This is a genomic window from Phenylobacterium sp., from assembly GCF_004297125.1.
Taxonomy (GTDB): Bacteria; Pseudomonadota; Alphaproteobacteria; order Caulobacterales; family Caulobacteraceae; genus Phenylobacterium.
The window spans coordinates 17,414-38,180 of sequence record NZ_SCVD01000020.1 but is presented as its reverse complement, the minus strand read 5'-3'; the positions used below and the strand labels follow the sequence as shown (position 1 = coordinate 38,180).

The following is a 20,767-nucleotide window of genomic DNA, read 5'->3' as shown; positions in this document are numbered from 1 at the left end:
GGGTAGTTCCTACTCGATGGCCAGGATGACGTGCGGCGCCTTCACCAAGGCGGTGACTGCATCGCCGACCGCCAGGTCCAGCGCCTGCGCGCTGTCCAGCGTGATCGTCGCCACCAGCGTCTTGCCGGCGCCGATATCGAGCCGGACCTCGCTGTTGACGGCGCCGTCCTCGCGGGCCGCCACGGTCCCGGCGATCTGGTTGCGGGCCGAGGTGCGCAGGCCTTCGCCCTTGGCCAGGATCACGAAGCTGGACTTGATGAGCGCGATGGCGGGCGCGCCTTCCGCCAACCCCAGTTCTTCGACGCTGTGGGCGGTGACGATGGCGACGATATCGAGGCCGTCGGCCAGCCTGAGGGTCACCTCGGTGTTCACCGTGCCGGTCGTGACGCGGACGATGCGGCCCCGAAGGGCGTTGCGGGCGCTGGTCTTCATGCCGAGGCTCCAGAAAACATCCGCGCCGAGACCCTGGTCCAGCTTGGCCAGAGCCGCGTCCATCTCGGCCTGGACACGCCGGAACGCAGCAAGCGCCGCCTGGCCACGGGGCGTGACCTGGGCCGCTCCGCCGGCCTTGCCACCGGGCGCAGCGCTGATCAGCGGCGCGTCGAACAGGTTGTTGAGAGCCTGAACCGCGTCCCAGGCGGCCTTGTAGGAGAGGCCAACCTTGCGGGCGGCTGCGCTGATTGACCCCAGCTCGCCCACGGCTTCGACCAGCGCCATCCGCGCCAGGGCCACCCGGGGCAGGCCCGCGCGCTCCAGGGTCACCGTGGCGCTCAGCATCCCTTCACTCCGTTATGTAGTCCGGCTACATAACGCACCATGCGCATCACGGCACTGCTTTCCGTCGTCCTGGCTCTCGTCTTCGCGAGTCCCGCGCTCGCCGCCGAGGTGAAGGTCGCGGTCGCCGCCAACTTCGCCGAGCCCGCCAGGGAGATCGCCGCACGGTTCAAGGCCCGCACCGGCCATGACGCCGTCCTCAGCGTCGGCTCGTCGGGCCAGTTCTACGCTCAGATCGCCAACGGGGCGCCGTTCGGGGTGTTCCTCTCGGCCGACCGGGAGCGGCCGGAGAAGGCCGAGGCCGAGGGACTGGGCGTGCCCGGCAGCCGGTTCACCTACGCCGTCGGCCGGCTGGTGCTCTATTCGAAGACGCCCGGGCTGGTCGACGGCAGGGGGGCGATCCTGAAGACGGGGAAGTTCAACAAGATCGCGATCGCCGACCCCAAGACCGCGCCTTACGGCGTCGCGGCGGTCGAGACGATGCGGAAGCTGGGCGTTTACGACGCGCTTTCGCCCAAGCTGGTGCAGGGGACCTCGATCACCCAGGCTTACCAGTTCATCGACACGGGCGCCGCCGAGCTGGGCTTCGTGGCCCTGTCCCAGGTCGTCGCGGTCAAGGGCGGCTCTCGCTGGACCGTGCCTGCGGCGAACCACACACCGATCGACCAGCAGGCGGTCCTGTTGAAGACCGCCGCGGGCGATCCCGCGGCCAGGGCTTTCATGAGCTTCCTGCGAAGCGCCGAGGTCAGGGCGATCATCCGAAAATACGGCTACGAGGTTCCTTGAACGCCTTCGCCGACGTCCTCTGGCTGACGCTCAGGCTGGCGGGCGTCACCACCGCGATCCTGCTGGTGCTGGCCACGCCGCTCGCCTGGTGGCTGGCGCGAGGCCGCGGCTGGCGCACCGAGATCGTCGGCGCCCTGGTCGCCTTGCCCATCGTGTTGCCGCCCACGGTGCTGGGCTTCTACCTGCTGATCGCGCTGGGGCCGAACAGCCCGCTGATGATCCCGTTCCAGGCGCTGGGGGTTCGCACGCTGGCCTTCACGTTCGAGGGCTTGGTGATCGGCTCGGTGCTCTATTCGCTGCCCTTCGCGGTCCAGCCCCTGCGCAACGCCTTCCGCGCCGTCGGCGAGGACAACCTAGACGCCGCCGCCACGCTGGGCGCCTCGGGCTGGCAGACCTTCTGGCGGGTGGCGGCGCCGCTGTCGGTCCCGGGGTACGTGGTGGCCGCCATTCTCACCTTCGCCCACACCATCGGCGAGTTCGGCGTGGTGCTGATGATCGGCGGCGGCATTCCGGGGACCACCAACGTGCTCTCCATCGAGATCTACAAGTCGGTGGAGGCGCTGGAATGGGGGCGGGCGCACGCCATGGCGGCGCTCCTGGCGGTGTTCGGCTTTGCGGTGGTGCTGACCCTGCTGAGGCTCGAGCGGCGTGTCGCGGCGCCCCCGCTCAACGAGCGGTAGACCGCCGTTCGGCGGCCTGCGTCGGGAATCGGGCGATTCCGCGGCGAAGGGTCGCGAAGCATTTCGCGCGCGACGCGAAAGCGCATACGGCTCATTAAGCCTTGAAATGCCCTATTCATCAGGGCAGAGGGGGGTGAAAGCCCGCCAGACAAAGCGTAGCGACTCGACGCATCCTCATGTGTCAGCCGCGCCGCCTTTGGGACCCTCGGCCGGTTCGTCACTTTCGCCCCTATCCCTCAGGGCTCTGCATGATCTCTTCGCTCTTCGGCGCCATCTCGAACGACATCGCCATCGACCTCGGCACCGCCAACACGCTGATCTACATGAAGGGCAAGGGCATCGTGCTCAACGAGCCCTCCGTCGTGGCGCTGCGCAACGTCGGCGGCCGCAAGGTGGTCCATGCGGTGGGCATAGAGGCCAAGCAGATGCTGGGCCGCACACCGGGCCACATGGAAGCCATCCGTCCGATGCGCGACGGCGTGATCGCCGACTTCGAAGTCGCCGAGGAGATGATCAAATACTTCATCCGCAAGGTTCACAACCGCAAGGGCTTCGTGAACCCCAAGGTGATCGTGTGCGTGCCGTCGGGCGCCACCGCCGTGGAACGCCGCGCCATCAATGACTCGTGCCTCAATGCGGGTGGCCGTCGCGTGGGCCTGATCGACGAGCCCATGGCGGCTGCGATCGGGGCCGGCCTGCCCATCCACGAACCCACCGGCTCGATGGTGGTCGACATCGGCGGCGGCACCACCGAGGTGGCCGTGCTGTCGCTCTCGGGCATCGTCTATTCCCGCTCGGTCCGCGTCGGCGGCGACAAGATGGACGAGGCGATCATCAGCTACATGCGCCGCAACCATAACCTCCTGATCGGCGAGACCACCGCCGAGCGGATCAAGAAGGAGATCGGCACCGCTCGCGCGCCCGCCGACGGCGAGGGCCTCTCCATCGAGGTCAAGGGTCGCGACCTGATGCAGGGCGTGCCGCGCGAAGTGCGCATTTCGGAAAAGCAGGCGTCCGACGCCCTCTCCGAGCCGGTCGGCCAGATCGTCGATGCGGTGAAGATGGCGCTGGAAGCCACGCCTCCGGAACTGGCCTCCGACATCGCCGACAAGGGCATCATGCTGACCGGCGGCGGCGCGCTGCTCCGCGGCCTGGACGCCGAGATCCGCGACCACACCGGCCTGCCGGTGACCGTGGCCGACGACCCGCTGTCGTGCGTGGCCCTGGGCTGCGGCAAGGTGCTCGAACATCCCAAGTGGATGAAGGGCGTCCTGGAATCGACGCTGGCCTGACGACCAGGCGGAGGGGGTAGGGGCTAGGCCTAGATGTCCTTGAGGGACAACCCGCTCGGCGAACTGAAGGTCCCGCTGACCTGGACGGCGGGCATCGTCTTCATCGTTGTGCTGATCGCGTCCGTCGCGATCCTGCTGTCCGACCGCCGCGAGGCGTTCGACACCGACGCCTATGGCAATCCCCGCACAATGGCGGACAGGGTCATGGCGCCGGTGGGCGATGCGCTGTCCACCCCCGGCCGGCTGACCGGGCAGGGCGTCGATGGCATCCGCGGCTACTTCTTCGCGGTCTCGGAGAACCGCCGCCTGCGCGTCGAGCTCGAGAACATGCGGCAGTGGCGCGACGTGGCCATTGCACTGCGCGACACGAACGAGCGCTACCGCACGGTGCTGGGCCTGAAGACCGACCCCCCGATCCCGATGGCGACGGCGCGGATCGTCACCGACTCCCGCGGGCCCTTCGCCAACTCCCGCCTGGCCAACGCCGGCTCGGAGAAGGGGATCAAGCCGGGCAATCCGGTGATGAGCGAGAACGGCCTGGTGGGCCGGATCGTCGGCGTGACCGAGGGGGTCAGCCGCGTGCTGCTGCTGACCGATGCGGCCTCGCGCACGCCGGTGATGATCGACCGGACCAATTCCCGCGCCATCCTGACCGGCGACGGCGGGCCGAATCCGAAGCTGGAGTACCTGCGCGGCCAGGACCCGGTGAAGAGCGGCGACCGCATTCTGACTTCCGGTGATGGCGGCGTCTTCCCGCGCGGCCTCCCGGTGGGCGTGGCGGTCAAGGGCCTGGATGGCCGCTGGCGGGTGGTGCTGGCCTCCGACAAGGCGGCCGTGGACTTCGTGCGCATCCTGTTGTTCGAGGATTTCACCCAGGTCGCCGACACCAGGAAGCTGCAGCACACGGCGCCGCCGCCGCCCACCCCGGGCGCCACGACCCTGCCGCCGCCCGTGCCCGCAACCGTGCCCGCGGCTGGGGCGTCGATCCCCGCCACGCCCGCGCCGGCCGGCGCGACAGCTGGCGGCGCGAGCCCGGCGCCGAGAACGACGCCGCCGGCCCAGCCTGTGGCCAGGGCGACGACGCCCGCAGCGAAGACGACCACGCCTACGCCGAAGGCTGCGACGCCGGCCCAGCCTGCGGCGAAGGCTTCGGTTCCCCCGGCGAAGACAGCGACCCCGCCAGCGAGGCCTACGGCGACGCCCGCGCCGAAAGCGCCCGCGCCCAAGACCACCCAACCGTCCGGAGGACCGCCGTGAGCAGCGGCGGGGCCCGTCCCCTCGCGCCCTGGCGCTGGCTGGGCGTGCCGATGCTGTACGTGATCGCCGCGACCATGGTCTTCGCCGTGCCGATGCGGTTCTGGGGCCTGGGCCTGCCCGAGCCGGTGTTCGCCCTTCCCGTGGTTTTCGCCTGGGCGGTGATCCGGCCCTCGATGCTGGCGCCGGTGGGCGTCATGACCATGGGCTTCTTCCTGGACCTGATCTGGGGCAGCCCGATCGGCTTCTGGGCGGTGTGCCTGCTGCTGCCCTACGGCATCGTTCTGGGCGCGCGCAGCATCCTGGCGGGCCAGAACCAGGTGATGATGTGGGTCTGGTACGGACTGTCGACGGCGCTGGCGATCGGCGCGGGCTATCTTTTCACCATGCTGGACACCCAGAACGCGCCCTATCCGGCGTCAGTGGGTTGGCAATTCCTCGCGACGGTCGTTCTCTATCCCTTCGCCGACCGGCTCATCGATCGCTTCGAAGACGCCGATGTGAGGTTCCGCTAAGGCCATGACGCAACCGGCCATCTTCTTCGCGGAGGTCAACGAGCGGCAGGGCCTGTTCCATCGCCGGGCGATCCTGCTGGGCGCCTTCGCCGGGATCGGCATCTCCGCCCTGGGCGCCCGACTGGCCTATCTCCAGCTCTTCGAGACCCAGCGCTACGAGAAGCTGGCGACCTCCAACCAGTTCAACTTCAAGCTGGCCCCGGCGCCGCGCGGCGTGATCGTCGACCGCAACGGCGCGGTCCTGGCGGCGAACCGGCCGAACTTCCGGCTGATGGTGGCCCGCGACAAGGGCATGGACACCGAGGCGACGCTCAAGACGCTCGCCAGCTTCGTGCCGCTGGACGACGCCCGGCAGCGGCGCCTGCTGAAGGACATCCACAACGCCCCCAAGCGCGCGCCGGTCCCGGTGATGGAGGACATGAGCTGGGAGCAGTTCTCGGCCATCAACGTCCGCGCGCCCGAGCTGCCCGGCGTCACCGCCGACGTGGGCGAGGTGCGGGTCTATCCCCACGGCGGCGCCTTCGCCCACGTGATCGGCTACGTGGCCAAGGTGAACAAGGACGACATCGACGCCATCGGCAAGGCGGGAGGCGTCCCCGACCCGATCATGCTCCATCCGGGCTTCCGGATCGGCAAGCAGGGGGTCGAGAAGGCGCTGGACGCCGAGCTGCGCGGCCGTCCCGGCGCACACAAGGTCGAGGTCGACGCCAATGGCCGCGAGGTCGGCCACGACGTGGACGGCGACATTCCCGCCGTGCCCGGCGACGAGGTTCAACTGACCCTCGACGTCGATATCCAGAACCGCGCGCTGGAGGTGTTCGGCGAGGAGAGCGGCGGGGCGGTGATGATGGACTGTCGCACCGGCGACATCCTCTGCATGAGCTCCGCGCCCAGCTTCGACGCCAACCGCTTCGTCCGCGGCCTGACCGGGGCGGAGTATCGGGCCCTGTCCGGCTACGAGCGCAAGCCACTGCTGGACAAGTGCCTGACCGGCCTCTACCCGCCGGGCTCAACCTTCAAGACCATGACCGCGCTGGCGGTGCTGATGGCCGGCATCGACCCCGAGGCGCGGGTCTCCTGCGGCGGCGGGATGAACTTCGGCGGTCGCTACTTCCACTGCCACAAGCGCGGCGGCCACGGCTCGCAGAACCTGCACGACGCGATCAAGAACTCCTGCGACACCTATTTCTATTCGATGTCGCTCAGGGTCGGTCCGGACCGGATCGCCCAGGCGGCGCGGGCGTTCGGCTTGGGGCAGACCTTCGACATCGGCATCCCCGGCCAGAAGAAGGGCATTGTCCCGGATCCGGCCTGGAAGAAGCGCTACTTCTCCAAGAACGAGGCCCAACAACCCTGGTGGCCGGGCGAGAACCTCTCCTACGCCATCGGCCAGGGCTATCTGCAGGTGAACTGCCTGCAGCTGGCCGTGATGACCGCCCGGCTGGCCAACCGTGAGTACAAGGCGCTGAATCCACGGCTCATCAAGTCGGTCGGCGGAAAGGAGCGGCCGCGCGGTTCGGACGCACCGGACCTTCCGTTCCCCCGGGAGCACATCGACCGGGTGCGGGCCGGCATGGCCGCGGTGACCGACCAGAGCCAGGGCGGCACCGCCTGGCGGGCCAGCCAGCTCGGCCTGGGAAACATCCTGATGGCGGGCAAGACCGGCACGGCCCAGGTGCGCAACTACGACAGCGGCGGTTCGCGCGGGAAGGGCGGCACCTGGGGCCTGCGCGACCATGGCCTCTTTGTCGCATTCGCCCCCATCGACCAGCCGCGCTATGCCATCGCGGTGATCGTGCAGCATGGCATGGGCGGATCGACGGCGGCGGCGCCGCGGGCGCGAGAGATCATGCGCACCGCCCTGCTGAAGGACCCCGAGCTGATCTCGGGCATCCAGAAGCCGCTGCCGATGCCGGAGATCATCCCGGATACCGAGCTCGACACGGTGCCCGCCGTCTCGAACGTCGAACGGACGATCTGAGCCGCGCCATGACGCAGCCCGCCATCTTCTTCGAAGAGGTCAACGAGCGGCAGGGGACGTTCCACCGCCGGACGGTCATCCTGGGCGCGTTCGCGGGCCTGGGCGTCGGCGCGCTCTGCGCGCGGCTGGCCTACCTCCAGCTCTTCGAGACCCAGCGCTACGAGAAGATGGCGAGCTCGAACCAGTTCAACTTCAAGCTCCTGCCGGCGCCGCGCGGCATGATCGTCGACCGGAACGGGGCTGTGCTGGCGGCCAATCGGCCGAACTTCCGGCTGATGGTTGCCCGCGACAAGGGCGTGGATCCCGAGGCCACGCTGCACACCCTGGCCGAGTTCGTGCCGCTGGACGAGGCGCGCCAGCGCCGCCTGCTCAAGGATATAAACTCCGCCCCGAAGCGCGCGCCGGTCCAGGTCATGGAGGACATGAGCTGGGAGCAGTTCAGCGCCATCAGCGTCCGCGAGCCCGAGCTGCCCGGCGTCACCGCCGACATGGGCGAGGTGCGGGTCTATCCCTACGGCGGCGCCTTCGCCCACGTGATCGGCTACGTGGCCAAGGTGAACCGCGAGGACGTGGACAATGCGGGCCCGTCTCCCGATCCGATCATGCTCCACCCCAGCTTCCGGATCGGGAAGCAGGGCGTGGAAAAGGCGTTCGATGCGGAACTGCGCGGGAAGGCGGGCGCGCAAAAGGTCGAGGTGGACGCCAACGGCCGGCAGGTGCGCGAGGACCCCCAGGGCGACATTCCCGCCACGCCCGGCAAGACGATCGAGCTTACGCTCGACATCGACGTGCAGCTCCGCGCCGAGGAGGTGTTCGGGGCCGAGAGCGGCGCGGCCGTGGTCATGGACGTTCGCAACGGAGACCTGCTCTGCCTGTTCTCAGGGCCCAGTTTCGATGCCAATAAATTCGTGCGCGGCCTGACGGGCGCCGAGTACCGGGCGCTGTCCGGCTACGACCACAAGCCGCTGTTCAACAAGGCGCTGACCGCGACCTATCCGCCGGGCTCGACCTTCAAGACCATGGTGGCGCTCTCGGCGCTCGAGAACGGCTACGACCCCAAGACCGTGCACGTCTGCACCGGCCACTGGTTCTTCGGCCGCACCTGGAAGTGCGACCAGGTGCATGGCGCGCAGGACATGCACAACGCCATCGCCACCTCGTGCGACATCTATTTCTACCAGACCGCGCTGGCGATCGGCCCGGACAAGATCGCCGACACGGCGCGCAAGTTCGGCCTGGGCGAGATCTTCGACATCGGCATCCCCGGCCAGAAGAAAGGCCTGGTGCCCGACACTGCCTACAAGGCTCGCCGGTTCCCCAAGGACCCCAAGTGGCATCCCGGCGAGACGCCCAGCATGGGCATTGGCCAGGGCTACACCAACCTGAACCCGCTGCAGCTCTGCGTGATGACGTCCCGTATCGCCAACGGCGAAAAGGCGTTGCACCCGCGCCTGATCCGCTCGATCGGCGGCGTGGAGCAGAAGTCGGGCGCGGCCTGGGGCGACTTGCCGGTCGACAAGGGGCACCTGCACTTCGTGCGCGAGGCCATGGCGGCCGTGACCACCGGCATCGGCACCGCGGCGCGGGTCTCCGATCTGGGTCTGGGGCCGATCAAGATGGCCGGCAAGACCGGGACGGCGCAGGCCTATTCCTACGGCGCCGGCCGTGGCGTGCATGGCACCGCGGGAGCCTGGAAGCTGCGCGACCACGCCTGGTTCGTGGCCTTCGCCCCCTATGACGACCCGCGCTATGCGATCAGCGTCCTGGTCGAGCACGGCGGGTTCGGGGCCAGCGCCGCCGCCCCGCGGGCGCGCGAGATCATGCGTACGGTCCTGCTGAAGGACCCCGAGGTGATGAAGCGCGTGGAGACCGTCACGCCCATGCCGCCCGCGCCTGACGAGGCTCCCGCCGCCACGCCCACCGACCCCGGAGCCAAAGTATGACCGTCTCCGCCCTGACCCGTCCCGGCGAACGCGACCGGCTGATCGTCAAGCTGGCCGAGCTGGACTGGGTCTTCGTTCTGGTGCTGAGCCTGATCGCAGGGGCCGGCGCCCTAATGCTGTTCTCGATCGCCGGATCGTCCTGGACACCCTGGGCAGCGGCTCATGTGGCGCGCTTCGGTATCTGCCTGCTGCTGATGATCGCGCTCGCCATGATCGACATCCGGGTGTGGTTCGCCCTGGCCTATCCGGTCTATGGCCTGGGCCTCCTGTTGCTGGTGGCGGTGGAGGCGGTGGGCGACGTGCGCCTGGGCGCCCAGCGCTGGCTCTCGATCGGCAGCTTCAGCTTCCAGCCATCCGAGGTGATGAAGCTGGGGATCGTGCTGGCGCTGGCGCGGCTCTACCACGGGGTCTCGGCCGAGCGCGCCAGGCTCTCCTGGTGGCTGCTGGTTCCGGCCCTGATGATCGGCGTGCCGGTGCTGCTGGTGGCGCACCAGCCGGACCTAGGCACGGCCATGCTGATCGCGCTCACCGGCGGGGCCATCGTCATGCTGGCGGGCCTGTCGTGGAAGGTCATCGGCGCGGCGCTGGCGGGCGCGCTGGCGGTGATCCCACCCTTCGTGATGTTCGGCATGCACGAGTACCAGCGCCAGCGGGTGCTGACCTTCCTGGACCCCGAGAGCGATCCGTCCGGCTCGGGCTACCACATCCTGCAGTCGATGATCGCCCTGGGCTCCGGCGGGCTGCTGGGCAAGGGCTACGGCCTGGGCTCGCAGAGCCAGCTCAACTTCCTGCCCGAGAAGCAGACCGACTTCATCTTCGCCACCCTGGCCGAGGAGTTCGGGTTCGTCGGCTGCGTCTCGCTGCTGGTCCTCTACGCGGCGGCCATCTTCATGGCGCTCCGGACGTCCTATCTCAGCCACAGCCACTTCGGCCGGCTGGCGGCGGCGGGCGTCACGGCCACCTTCACCCTCTACGTCTTGATCAACGGCGCCATGGTCATGGGCCTCGCGCCGGTGGTGGGCGTGCCCATGCCGATGCTGAGCTATGGCGGCACGGTGATGCTGACGGTGATGATCGGCTTCGGGCTTGTGCAGTCCGTGCGCGTCCACCGCTACGCGGAAGTCACCAGCGGCAAGGGCTCGTTCGTCTGACGGCGTCCCCAGGCCCGCCCGGCGCGTATTCGTGCTAGTCGGGCGGACGGCGCGGCCTCGCGCTTGCAGGGGCAGGCGAGACCAAGAGACCGGAGTGCGATCGGGGTTCATGTCGGGACAGGCGGATCGCAGGAATGGCTTCGGGGCGCTGCGCCTACTGTTCGCGACGGGCGTGATCCTGTCGCATGCGCCGCAGATGCTGGACGGCGACACCGGCCGTGAGCCGATGATGCAGCTGTTCGGCGGCGCGATCGACTTCGGCCGGTTCTCCGTACTCGGCTTCTTCCTGATCAGCGGCTACCTGATCACCGGCAGCTACATATCCGATCCGCGCGGCTATCTGGGCAAGCGGATGCTGAGGATCTATCCGGCCTTCGTCGTCTGTTCCCTGCTCTGCCTGTTCGTCGTGGCGCCGCTGGGCGGCGTAGCTCTCGGCGCGCTGGGCGCCGGCGACTGGCTTGCGGCCCTAGCGCGGCTGGTCTTCCTGAAGCCGCCCGAGGTGGATGGCGGGTTCGCCGGCCTGCACTTTTCGACCCTGAACGGCTCGATGTGGACCATCGTCTACGAGTTCCGCTGCTACCTCCTGGCGATGGCGCTGGGGTGGCTGGGGCTCTATGCCCGCCCGCGGATCTACCTGGCGATGACGGCGCTGCTGGTGGCGGCGACCTTCCTGTTCGAAGTTCCTCTCGGCGAGCAGCTCGCCCGCGCGACGCGGCCGCTCGACGCGGTTATCGGACAGCTTCCCGAGACCGTGATCCTGACCGCGACCTTCGCGTGCGGGGCCTGCTTCCGCCTGTTCCGCGTCCGTTACGACGGCCGGATCGCGGCGGGATGTGCGCTGGGGTTGTTCGCGGCCATGTTCGTGCCCGCGCTGGCCCAGCCGGCCCTCATGACGCTGGGGGCCTATGCGCTCTTCTGGCTGGCGATGACCGTGAAGTGGAAGCCGCTGCTGACGATCAACGCCAAGGACGACATCTCGTACGGCGTCTATCTCTACGCTTGGCCGATCTCGCTCCTGCTGATCTGGTTCTGGCGCGACGTCCCGCTGCCGGCCCTGATCCTCCTGACAATCGCCGGTTCGGCGCTGTGCGGGGCGGCAAGCTGGTTCGCGATCGAAAAGCCGGCCATGGCGCTGAAGTCGCGCCTGCCGGGGTACGGGCGGCGGGTGGCGCCCATCGTGCCGCCCGAGGTGGCTTCGGGATCCGAGCCGACAGCCTAGCTCAGAACGGTTCGAAGCAGTCGTAGTTGTGCTGGCGGCGGATGCGGTCGCCCTGGAATTCGAAGAACACGCCGAAGCGCGCCTTCATGGTGTCCCCCGGCTTCAGCGAGCGCAGCGGGACCGCCAGCACGCCGCGCCACAACACCTCGCAGGCCACCCGGTCGCCGGCCTCGATCAGGTTGGTGATCTCATAGGTCTCCGAGGTCAGCACGTTGCGCCCACGCGCATTGGCCTCGCGCAGCTCGGCCATGGTGCGCCGCGCCCCGGTGGGGACCAGGGCGTTCGGGAATTCCTCCTGCACCGCATCCTCGGTGAAGAAGGCCAGCGAGTCGCCGTGATCCTCGATGGCCTTCAGATAGGCGCGGACGATGTCGGCGCGGCTCATCGCGCGGCCTGCCTAGAGCCTCAGGGCCTGGTCCGTGGCCCGGACCAGGGCGTCGACGATGCCGGGCTCGGTGGAGGCGTGGCCGGCGTCCCAGACCACCTCGAACCGGGCGTTCGGCCAGGCGGTCCTGAGGCGCCAGGCGCTCTCCATCGGCGTCACCACGTCGAAGCGCCCCTGGACGATCCAGCCGGGGATGTCCTTCAGCCGTCCGGCGTTCTTGATCAGCCAGTCGGGGCTGTCGAAGAAGCCTCCGTTGACGAAGAAGTGGCATTCGATCCGGGCGAAGGCGATGGCGAAGTCGATCTCGTTGAACTTCGACGGCCGGGCCTCGGGCCCGCGGATGGAGATGGTGTCGCCCTCCCATTGGCTCCAGGCGGCCGCGGCCTCGGCCTGCACGCGGCGGTCGGGGTGGATCAGCCGCTTGTGGTAGGCGGCCATCATGTCGCCGCGCTCGGCCTCGGGGATCGGCGCGCAGAACCGGGCCCAGGCGTCCGGGAACATCATCGAGGCGCCGTCTTGGTAGAACCAGCGCAGCTCGCGCTCGGTCAGCAGGAAGATGCCGCGCAGGACCAGGCTCCCCACCCGTTCGGGGTGCTTGATCGCGTAGGCCAGCGCCAGGGTGGAGCCCCAGGACCCGCCGAACACGCACCACTTCTCGACGCCCAGGTGCTCGCGCAGGCGTTCGATGTCCTCGATCAGCGACCAGGTGGTGTTGTCGTCCAGGCTGGCGTTGGGACGGCTCTTGCCGCAGCCGCGCTGGTCGAACAGCGCCATCCGCCACTTCGCCGGGTCGAAGAACCTCCGCATGGTCGGATTGATCGCCCCGCCGGGCCCCCCATGCAGGATCACGCACGGCTTGCCGTTCGGATTGCCGCATTCCTCGTAGAAGATCTCGTGCGGGCCGCCGGTCGACAGCCAGCCGCTGGAGAAGGGCTCGTTGTCCGGGAACAGGCCGCGGCGGTGATCGTTCGCGGCGACCGCGGGGGCCGGGGTATTTCTTTCCATGCGCCCTTCTACTTCGGGAAGCGCCTGTCCAGCCAGTCCAGCATGAGGCCGTTCACTTCTGCCGGCTTCTCCTGCTGTGTCCAGTGGCCCGATCCGCGCACCATGTGGGTCTCGAGGTCGCCGATGAAGGCGGGCATCGGCTCGGCCATCGCGGGCGACAGCACGGCGTCGAGCTCTGCGGTGATCATCAGGCAGGGCAGATTGTCGATCCGGGTCGCAAGGTCTTCCGACCGTTCCCAGTTGCGCGTGAAGTTCCGGTACCAGCTCACCGGACCGAAGAAGCCGCCGTCGCGGAAGGAGTCGGCGAAGACCGCCAACTCCTCGGGCGTCAGCAGCTGTTCCGGGCCGGTCTGGCCGTCCCAGCCGCGCAGCATGTCGCGGAAGGCGAAGGTCGAGCCGCCGCCCTCGCCCGACAGGCCGGCGCCGGCCGCCGGGCCGGCCGGCTTGCGCATGAAGAAGCGCATCGTCTTGGCGGTGTCGGCGCCGAGCACGGCTTCGGGCTCGCCTGGGTTCTGGAACCAGACGATGTACATGTCCGGCCCGAAGCGGTTGCGCATGATCGCGATCGGGTCGGCGGGCGCGCGGGGCAGGAAGGGCGTGTTGAGGCCGATGACGCCGGCGACGCGTTCGGGGTGCATCAGCGGCATCTGCCAGGTGACGATGCCGCCCCAGTCGTGGCCGCAGAAGATCGCCTTTTCCACGCCCAGGTGATCCAGCAGGCCGACCAGGTCGCCGGTCAGGTGCTCGAGGTCGTAGTCGGTGACGTTCGCCGGCTTGGACGACAGGCCATAGCCCCGCTGGTCCGGTGCGATCACCCAGCGGCCGGAGTCGGCCAGCGCCTTGATCTGGTGGCGCCACGAGAAGGCCAGTTCCGGGAATCCGTGGCACAGGACGATGGGGACCCCCTCGCGCGGGCCGGCCTCGTAGTAGGCGATCTCGACGCCGTTCACCGCCGCGCGTTTCACCGGCGGCATCATGGTCTCAAGCGCCGACATATCGTCCTCCCGGTTCGTTGGCGGCGAGCATGCCGCATTTCGGGTTTCCCTGAACCCCTTTGGCCACTAGGGCATGGGCGCCGTGACGTCCGCCAACCCGTCTCCCACACCCGCACCCACGCCTTGGGGCCTCGTGATCCTGCTGGGATCCCTGACGGCCCTCGGGCCGCTGGCGATCGACATGTACCTGCCCAGCCTGCCGGCCATCGGCGCGGCGCTGAAGACGGACGCCTCCCAGACCCAGGCGACCCTGGCCACCTTCCTGGCCGGCATGGCGCTGGGGCAGATGTTCTACGGCCCGGCATCCGACCGGCTGGGACGGCGCGGGCCGATCCTGTTCGGCGTGGCCGTCTTCGTCCTCGCCTCGGTGGGCTGCGCCCTGGCCCAGACCATCGACCAGCTGCTGATCGGCCGCTTCGTCCAGGCGTTGGGCGCCTGCGCCGGCGGCGTGGTCGTGCGCGCCGTGGTGCGCGATCAGTTCAGCCATACCGACACCGCCCGCATGCTCAGCCTGATGATGCTGATCATGGGGCTGGCGCCGATCCTCGCGCCCATGCTGGGTGGCGTGCTGCTGGCGCTGGGGGATTGGTCCTGGAACTTCTGGTTCATGGCAGCGGCGGGGATCGTCCTGGGCGTGGCGGCCATCCTGCGCCTGAAGGAGTCGCGGTCGGAAGCCACGGCGATCCAGGCCAGCCAGGAAAACCCGCTGCAATCCTACCTGGCGGTTCTGAGGAAGAGACGCCTGGTCGGCTATGTCGTGGCCGGCGCGCTGAATGGCGCGACCTTGTTTACCTACGTCTCGTCTTCGCCGGACCTGATGATGGGAACCTACGGCATCTCGGTGGCCGTGTTCCCGTTCCTGTTCAGCCTGAACGCGGTGGCCATCATCGGGTCCAGCCAGCTCAACCGCTTCGCGCTGAGGACCCTGACGACCGACCAGGTGCTGTCGCGCGCCAGCAATGTTTCGCTGGTGATCGGCTTCCTGTTGGTGTTGGCCGCGGTGACCGGCGTCGGCGGCCCCTGGACGGTTCTGCCGCTGCTGTTCCTGTTGCTCGGCGTCTACGGCTTCATGGGCGGCAACACGACCGCCGGCGCGCTCAGCGTCGACCCCCTGCGGGCGGGGGCCACCTCGGCGCTTCTAGGCGCCGCGTCGTTCGGGGCGGGCGCGCTGGCCTCCAGCCTGGCGGCCCTGCTCCATGACGGCACGCCCCGGCCGGTCGCGCTGGTGATGCTGGCGGCGATGCTCGGCTCGGTGGCGGCCCTGCGGCTGCTGGCCTTTCCGCGCCGGGCGGAGACGTCTACCTAGATTGACGCCCGGTGCTTGGCGGCCCTCGCGCGGATGATCGGCGGACAGTCGCCGAAGCGGCGGAACATGTAATCGCGGGTCGCGACCGCGTTCGCCCAGCTCGCCGTCCTGGAGTATCGCGGATCGTTTCCCGGCCCGATCATTGAGCGCAGCAGGCGCGAAAATATGCTCAGGACCTGACGGACATATAGCCGGGCGTACTGACGCGGCGTGCAGTGCTTCTCGGCGAGCAGGAGCACGTTGCGGCGCATGAAGTAGATTTGCATCGGGCCTTGCGGCGGTCCGATTGTCGCGCCGCCTTGGTGGACGACGAGGGCGTCCTTGACGACCAGGCAGCGGTGGCCCGCCGCGCGTGCGCGATAACACCAATCCGTTTCTTCGTAGTTCAGGAAGAATCGATCATCGAAGGGGCCGACGCTATCCAGGATCGGCATCGGGACGAACAGGCTAGCCCCCATGATGAAATCGCTTTCGATCAGGGCAGGGGCTTCCGCGAACCGTTCCTCGGAGGGTGGGGTCCAGATGGGCAGCCCGTCCTTGGATTGGCGGCTGCCCCAGAACTGCAGGCTGCGGTCGTCGGAAAACCGGATGACGCTGCCCAGCACGGCCGCGTCGTCGAGCGACTTCGAGGTGGCGGCCAGGGTGTCGAGGGTCCCGGCCTCGGCCGCAGCGTCGTTGTTCAGGAAATAGACGTAGTCGGCGCCCCGTTCCCGGGCGGCCTGTACGGCGACATTGCAGGCGCCGGCGAAGCCCAGGTTCGTGGGGCTCTCCACCAGATGGAACCGGGGTCGGTCGCCGCGCAGCCGAGTGACGGAATCGTCGGTCGATCCGTTCTCGACCACGATCAGTTCCCAGGCCGGATAAGTGGATTTCGCCAGGCTCTCGTAGCCGGTGAGCGTGTCCTGCCAGCCGTTCCAGTTGACCATCACAACGGCGATGCGCGGGGGATCGGCGGGGCCGTCCGAAGTCTGGGGCAGTCGGTGCGGTATCACGGCGTCCAAGTTCAACGGCTTTTGTGACAGGTCTTTGGCCGAACGCCTCAAACGCAGGTTGCGAGCCTAGGGGCAAGGCGCCAAGAGAGCGTAAATGCGGCCCGGCGGCCGGACGCACAGATATCAGGCGGGAGGATCAATCCCCCGCGCAGCCCAGGCCAGCATCCCCCATCCGATCAGGAACAGCAGACCCCCGATCGGCGTGATGGCCCCGAACCAGCGCGGCGCGCCCAGGGCCATGGCGTAGAGGCTTCCGGAGAACAGCACCGTTCCGGACAGGAAGAACGCCGGCGCGAGCCGCGCGCGGCGGGCGCCGATGGTCATGAACGTGGCGCAGGCGAAGGTCGCCAGGGTGTGCAGGAAGCCGTAGGTGGACCCGGTCCGCAGCCACTCCTGCGCCTTGGGATCGTGGACGCCGTGGGCCGCGAAGGCGCCCGCCGCCACCGAGACGAATCCGCCGATGGCGGCCAGGGTCATCCAGTTGCGCCGTGTCCAGAAACCCATCGGCCTTTGCCCCGCTGCTTGAGGATCATCCCCATACAGCAGGTCGGCGATCCTTCCAGGGGGCTTCCTTCTCCAGCTGGCCGGCCAGGCGGTAGAGCGTCGCCTCGTCGGCGAAGCGGCCGGTGAACATCATGCCGATCGGCAGGCCGTCCGCGGATTGCCACAGCGGCAAGGACATCGAGGGCTGGCCGGTGAAGTTGGCGGGCGGGGTCGTGCCGTAGGTCGCGCTCTGCCGGCGGTCGAACTCCTTCAGGTCGTCGGTCAGGGGATTGAGCCAGTCGCAGCGCGGTGCAGGCGTGGCCATCACCGGCGTCAGATAAACGTCGAAGTGCTCGAAAGCCGCGAGGATCTGGCGGTTCAGCAGGCGAAGCTGTTGGAAGCCCCAGAAGGCCTGCTGCCCGTTGATCCGCTTGCCGGCCTCGTAGCCGCGGCGGGCGAGGGGGCCCAACTCCTCAGGGCCAGGCTCGCGGCCCAGCGCCTCGACCCAGCGTTGGACGTTGGCCGAGAAGTTGGAGGCGCTGGCCAGCCCCTGGGCGCGGTAGAGCAGGCGATAGTCGATGCCGAGGCCTCGTTCGAAGACCTCGTGGCCGAGGCCTTTCAGCAGCTGGGCGGTGCGTTCCAGGGCCTCGCGCATCTCATCGGGGATCGGCCGGCCGCTGGGGGTCTCCGCCGACCAGGCGATGCGCAGCTTGCCCGGCCGTTTCTCGATCTCCGCCAGATAGGGCCCGTCCTTGGCCGGCGCCTGGAACGGGTCGCCGGGCTGGGCGTAGCCCGTCGCGTCCAGCATGGCGGCGCTGTCGCGGACCGTGCGGCTGACCACGTGATGTACGGAAAAGCCCAGGGCGCCGTCGGGGACCTCGCAGATCGGAGTGCGGTCGCGGGTGATCTTCATGCCCACCAGGCCGCAGCAGGCGGCCGGAATCCTTATCGAACCCAGGCCGTCGCTGGCGTGGGCGAGAGGCACGATGCCCGCGGCGGTCGCCGAGGCCGCCCCGCCGGAGGAGCCGCCGGAGATGTGGTCGGTGTTCCACGGGTTGCGGCAGAACCCCAGCCGCTCGGAATTGGTGACGCCGGGGATGCCGAACTCCGGCGTGTTGCTCTTGCCCAGCATGACGACGCCGGCGGCGCGGTAGCGTTTCACCAGCTCGCTGTCGTCGGCGTCGGCGGCGACCTGCGCGAAATGGCTGCCGGAGGTGCGGGGCCAGCCTTTGACCTGGGCGCCCAGGTCCTTGATCAGGAACGGAACGCCCTTGAATGGCCCGTCAGGCAGGTCGCCGGCGGCCCAGGCGCGGGCGTCGTCATAGCCCTTGTAGACCACGGCGTTGAGGGCGGGGTTGTGCTTCTCGATGCGCGCGATCGCGGCCTCGACCAGTTCAGCAGGCGTGACCTGCTTCTTCGCCACCAGGTCCGCGAGGCCCAGCCCGTCATACTCGGAATAGTCGTCCATCAGCGGGCTCCGGCGGAAAGGAAGGCGAGCTTTTCGACCGGCGTCAGGTCACGCACCTGGCGCTTCAAGGCGCCGAACGCGCCCTCGGCGGCGTCGAGGGTCTGGGCGATGTCCGCCGGGGTCATGGCCGCGCAGAGGAACATGTTGTGCCAGGGATGCACGTAGACCCCCCGGCTCAGCATCTCGGAGGAGAAGCAGAAGCCCTTCCGCAAGTCCGGATCGTCGTCGAACAGGAACAGCGGCATGACGCTCGGGCCGGTCTGACGGAAGCCGAAGCCGGCCGCCTTGGCCCGCTCCGCCAGGCCCGTGCGCAAGGTGTCGCCGAGGGCCGAGATGCGCTCCAGGTAGTCGGTGTCGCGGATCAGCCGCAGGGTCTCCAGGGCCGCGGCCATGGTCGCCGCCTGGAACCAGAACGAGCCCGTCACATAGATCGAGGCGGCGGCGGCGCGCGCCTTGTCGGCGCCCAGCATCACCGACAATGGATGGCCGTTGGCCAGGCACTTGCCCCAGGTGGAGAGGTCCGGCTCCACGCCGATCCGGCTCCAGGAGCAGTCGCGGGAGAGGCGGAAGCCCGCGCGGACCTCATCGACGATCAGCAGGGCGCCGGTCCGATCGCAGAGCTCGCGCGCGCGCCGCGCATAGGCGGGGTCCGGTTCGGCCTGGTCGATGAAGGCGTCGTGCTTGAAGGGCGCGGCGAAGATCGCGGCCAGGTCGTCGCCGGCCTGAGCCACGGCGGCCTCCAGGCTGGCCACGTCGTTGTAGTCGCAGAAGACCTGGTGGGCCCGGTCGCTCTCGATCACGCCCGCCGGCCGGGGCGTACACCACGGGATCGCCCCGTGATAGGCGCCCTTCGCCCGGATCACCACGCGCCGCCTGGTGTGGGCGCGCGCGGTGGTCAGCGCCATCGTCGTGGCGTCCGTGCCGTTCTTGCAGAAGATCGCCCAGTCGGCGTGGCTGACCATGCCGGTCAGCGTCTCGGCCAGCTCGACCATCAGGCCGGTGGGGCCCGTCAGCGTATCCCCCAGGCCAAGCTGGCGCACATAGGCCGCGTCGATCTCCGGGTTCGCATAGCCGAACAGGTTGGGGCCGTAGGCGCACATGTAGTCCAGGTAGCGCCGGCCGTCGGCGTCCCAGATATGGGCGCCTTCTCCACGCTCGAAGAACTGCGGATAGTCGTCGGGCAGCAGCCCCACCGACTGGTGGCCGTACATCCCGCCCGGGATCACGACGGCGGCGCGCTCCCGCAGTTCGCGGTCACGGCTGTTCGTCCGATCCATCGCGGCCTCCCTTATCGTTGTTCAGGAGGACATTACGCGGCCCACGCCCGCTGTCGACCGGCCTTGCGCCGACTCCGTATAAGCCGGCCTCATGTCGCTCCCCGTTCGCCTCGGCCTGTTCTACTCGGCGATCTTCGTCGGGACCGGCGCGGCTTCGCCCTACATGCCGGTGTGGTTCGCCCATCATGGCCTCTCTGGCGCGCAGATCGGGCTGATCCTGTCGCTGCCGATGCTGGCGCGGGCCTTCACGGCGCCGCTGTTGGCGGTCTGGGCCGACAGCTTCAAGCTCCGTCGCACGGCGCTCAGCTTCCTCAGCCTTGGCGTGGCGGTCGCCTACGCCCTGATGGCCCTGCCGCTCGGCTTCGCGGGCTGGACGGTGGTCTGGTTCGCGGCCTCCTCGGCATTCTCGACCATCTCGCCGCTCACCGACGTGATCGTGCTGAACCGCGCCCGGCGGGACGGCTTCAACTACGGCTGGCCGCGCGGCATCGGGTCGGTGGCCTTCATGATCACCAACGTGGTGATGGGCGCGATCCTCACCTGGGGCTCGCCGGATCTGGTGCTGGTGTGGATCACGGCGGCCGTGGCGCTGACCGCCCTGGCGGCCGGTTTCCTGCTGCCCCCCGACCCGGTGCACGAGGAAGGCCACGTCGCCAAGGCGGCTGACCGGTTCGCCGGCGTCAATGGCCTGTTGCGCGACCCAGCCTTCATGACCGCGGCCATCGCGGCCGGGCTGATCCAGTCGGCGCACGCCTTCTACTACGGCTTCTCGACCCTGGTCTGGAAGCAGCAGGGGGTGCCTGAGAGCATGACGGGCATCCTCTGGGCCGTGGGCGTGGCCGCCGAGGTCGCCTTCATGTGGTTCATGGAGCCTTGGCGGCGACGGGTGGGGCCGCGCAACCTGCTGGTGCTGGGCGGCGTGGCGGCGATGGCGCGCTGGACGGCCCTGGCCTTCGCGCCGCCGCTCTGGCTGCTGTTCCCTTTGCAGGCGCTGCATGTGCTCAGCTACGCGGCGACCTTCCTGGCCTCGCTGCAGCTCATCGAGCGGCTGTCGACGCCTCGCACCGCCTCTGCCGCCCAGGCGCTGAACTCCGCCTTGTCCAGCGGCCTGCTCATGGGCGTGGCCACCATGGCCTCGGGGCCGCTGTTCGACCGGGTCGGCGCGCAGGGCTATTTCCTGATGACCGCGATGTGCGCCCTGGGCTTGATCGGGGCTTTCCGGCTCTATGGCGTGCGCAAGCTGGATCCTGTCTAGGAGCAC

Annotated in this window: 18 protein-coding genes and 1 pseudogene; 11 read left to right on the top strand and 8 right to left on the bottom strand. The window is 69.0% G+C overall.

Annotation, left to right across the window (positions count from 1 at the left end; translation table 11 throughout):
• Nucleotides 1–9: 9 nt before the first annotated feature.
• Entirely contained in the window at nt 10–777 is a 768-nt protein-coding gene (locus EPO51_RS11005; RefSeq protein WP_293350083.1) for a TOBE domain-containing protein, read from the bottom strand.
• A 39-nt stretch (nt 778–816) separates the two neighbouring features.
• On the opposite strand from EPO51_RS11005, the gene modA reads away from it, so the two are divergent.
• The 9 genes and pseudogenes from modA (at nt 817) to EPO51_RS10960 (ending at nt 11,595) form a co-directional block, all read left to right on the top strand.
• Complete coding sequence (gene modA, locus EPO51_RS11000; protein WP_293350080.1) at nt 817–1,560, top strand: molybdate ABC transporter substrate-binding protein; 744 nt, start codon at nt 817–819, stop codon at nt 1,558–1,560.
• Nucleotides 1,557–2,240 (top strand): molybdate ABC transporter permease subunit, encoded by a 684-nt coding sequence (gene modB, locus EPO51_RS10995; RefSeq protein ID WP_293350077.1) that lies wholly within the window; start codon nt 1,557–1,559, stop codon nt 2,238–2,240. Before modA ends, modB begins: the two co-directional genes overlap by 4 nt.
• Nucleotides 2,241–2,488: 248 nt before the next feature.
• Complete coding sequence (locus tag EPO51_RS10990) at nt 2,489–3,532, top strand: rod shape-determining protein (RefSeq protein WP_012522835.1); 1,044 nt, start codon at nt 2,489–2,491, stop codon at nt 3,530–3,532.
• A gap of 33 nt (nt 3,533–3,565) precedes the next feature.
• Nucleotides 3,566–4,606: pseudogene (gene mreC / locus EPO51_RS10985) on the top strand (rod shape-determining protein MreC); the annotation flags it as partial.
• A gap of 179 nt (nt 4,607–4,785) precedes the next feature.
• Nucleotides 4,786–5,301: a hypothetical protein gene (locus EPO51_RS10980; RefSeq protein WP_293350051.1), complete on the top strand. Its 516-nt coding sequence runs from the start codon at nt 4,786–4,788 to the stop codon at nt 5,299–5,301.
• 4 nt (nt 5,302–5,305) lie between these two features.
• Nucleotides 5,306–7,282, top strand: a complete 1,977-nt coding sequence (gene mrdA / locus EPO51_RS10975; RefSeq protein WP_293350048.1) for a penicillin-binding protein 2 — start codon at nt 5,306–5,308, stop codon at nt 7,280–7,282.
• A gap of 8 nt (nt 7,283–7,290) precedes the next feature.
• Nucleotides 7,291–9,225, top strand: coding sequence for a penicillin-binding protein 2 (gene mrdA / locus EPO51_RS10970; protein ID WP_293350045.1), 1,935 nt, complete (start codon nt 7,291–7,293; stop codon nt 9,223–9,225).
• Nucleotides 9,222–10,376, top strand: a complete 1,155-nt coding sequence (gene rodA, locus EPO51_RS10965; protein ID WP_293350042.1) for a rod shape-determining protein RodA — start codon at nt 9,222–9,224, stop codon at nt 10,374–10,376. The genes mrdA (EPO51_RS10970) and rodA overlap by 4 nt, the downstream gene beginning before the upstream one ends.
• A 109-nt stretch (nt 10,377–10,485) precedes the next feature.
• Entirely contained in the window at nt 10,486–11,595 is a 1,110-nt protein-coding gene (locus EPO51_RS10960; RefSeq protein WP_293350039.1) for an acyltransferase family protein, read from the top strand.
• Nucleotide 11,596: 1 nt separating this feature from the next.
• On the opposite strand, the gene EPO51_RS10955 is transcribed toward EPO51_RS10960, so the two are convergent.
• Genes EPO51_RS10955 through EPO51_RS10945 form a run of 3 tightly spaced genes read right to left on the bottom strand, consistent with a single transcriptional unit; the run spans nt 11,597 to nt 13,980 of the window.
• The gene (locus tag EPO51_RS10955) at nt 11,597–11,980 is read right to left on the bottom strand and encodes a nuclear transport factor 2 family protein (RefSeq protein WP_293350036.1); all 384 of its coding nucleotides are present in this window, start codon (nt 11,978–11,980) and stop codon (nt 11,597–11,599) included.
• Nucleotides 11,981–11,992: 12 nt separating this feature from the next.
• The gene (gene pip / locus EPO51_RS10950; protein WP_293350033.1) at nt 11,993–12,985 is read right to left on the bottom strand and encodes a prolyl aminopeptidase; all 993 of its coding nucleotides are present in this window, start codon (nt 12,983–12,985) and stop codon (nt 11,993–11,995) included.
• Between the two features lie 8 nt (nt 12,986–12,993).
• Nucleotides 12,994–13,980: an alpha/beta fold hydrolase gene (locus tag EPO51_RS10945; protein ID WP_293350030.1), complete on the bottom strand. Its 987-nt coding sequence runs from the start codon at nt 13,978–13,980 to the stop codon at nt 12,994–12,996.
• A 73-nt stretch (nt 13,981–14,053) separates the two neighbouring features.
• On the opposite strand from EPO51_RS10945, the gene EPO51_RS10940 reads away from it, so the two are divergent.
• The gene (locus tag EPO51_RS10940; RefSeq protein ID WP_293350027.1) at nt 14,054–15,286 is read left to right on the top strand and encodes a multidrug effflux MFS transporter; all 1,233 of its coding nucleotides are present in this window, start codon (nt 14,054–14,056) and stop codon (nt 15,284–15,286) included.
• Here the strand turns inward: EPO51_RS10940 and EPO51_RS10935 are convergent.
• From EPO51_RS10935 to EPO51_RS10920, 4 genes are all read right to left on the bottom strand, one after another.
• The gene (locus EPO51_RS10935; protein ID WP_293351127.1) at nt 15,283–16,278 is read right to left on the bottom strand and encodes a glycosyltransferase family 2 protein; all 996 of its coding nucleotides are present in this window, start codon (nt 16,276–16,278) and stop codon (nt 15,283–15,285) included. The two genes, EPO51_RS10940 and EPO51_RS10935, sit on opposite strands and share 4 nt — an antisense overlap.
• 123 nt (nt 16,279–16,401) lie before the next feature.
• Nucleotides 16,402–16,782: a DUF423 domain-containing protein gene (locus tag EPO51_RS10930; protein WP_293350024.1), complete on the bottom strand. Its 381-nt coding sequence runs from the start codon at nt 16,780–16,782 to the stop codon at nt 16,402–16,404.
• A gap of 25 nt (nt 16,783–16,807) precedes the next feature.
• Nucleotides 16,808–18,229 carry an amidase gene (locus tag EPO51_RS10925; RefSeq protein WP_293350021.1) on the bottom strand — a complete coding sequence of 474 codons (1,422 nt, stop codon included), beginning with the start codon at nt 18,227–18,229 and terminating at the stop codon, nt 16,808–16,810.
• Nucleotides 18,229–19,506, bottom strand: coding sequence for an aminotransferase class III-fold pyridoxal phosphate-dependent enzyme (locus EPO51_RS10920; RefSeq protein WP_293350018.1), 1,278 nt, complete (start codon nt 19,504–19,506; stop codon nt 18,229–18,231). Before EPO51_RS10920 ends, EPO51_RS10925 begins: the two co-directional genes overlap by 1 nt.
• Before the next feature lie 91 nt (nt 19,507–19,597).
• Between EPO51_RS10920 and EPO51_RS10915 the strand changes: the two genes are divergently transcribed.
• The gene (locus EPO51_RS10915) at nt 19,598–20,761 is read left to right on the top strand and encodes an MFS transporter (protein WP_293350015.1); all 1,164 of its coding nucleotides are present in this window, start codon (nt 19,598–19,600) and stop codon (nt 20,759–20,761) included.
• Nucleotides 20,762–20,767 lie beyond the last annotated feature (6 nt).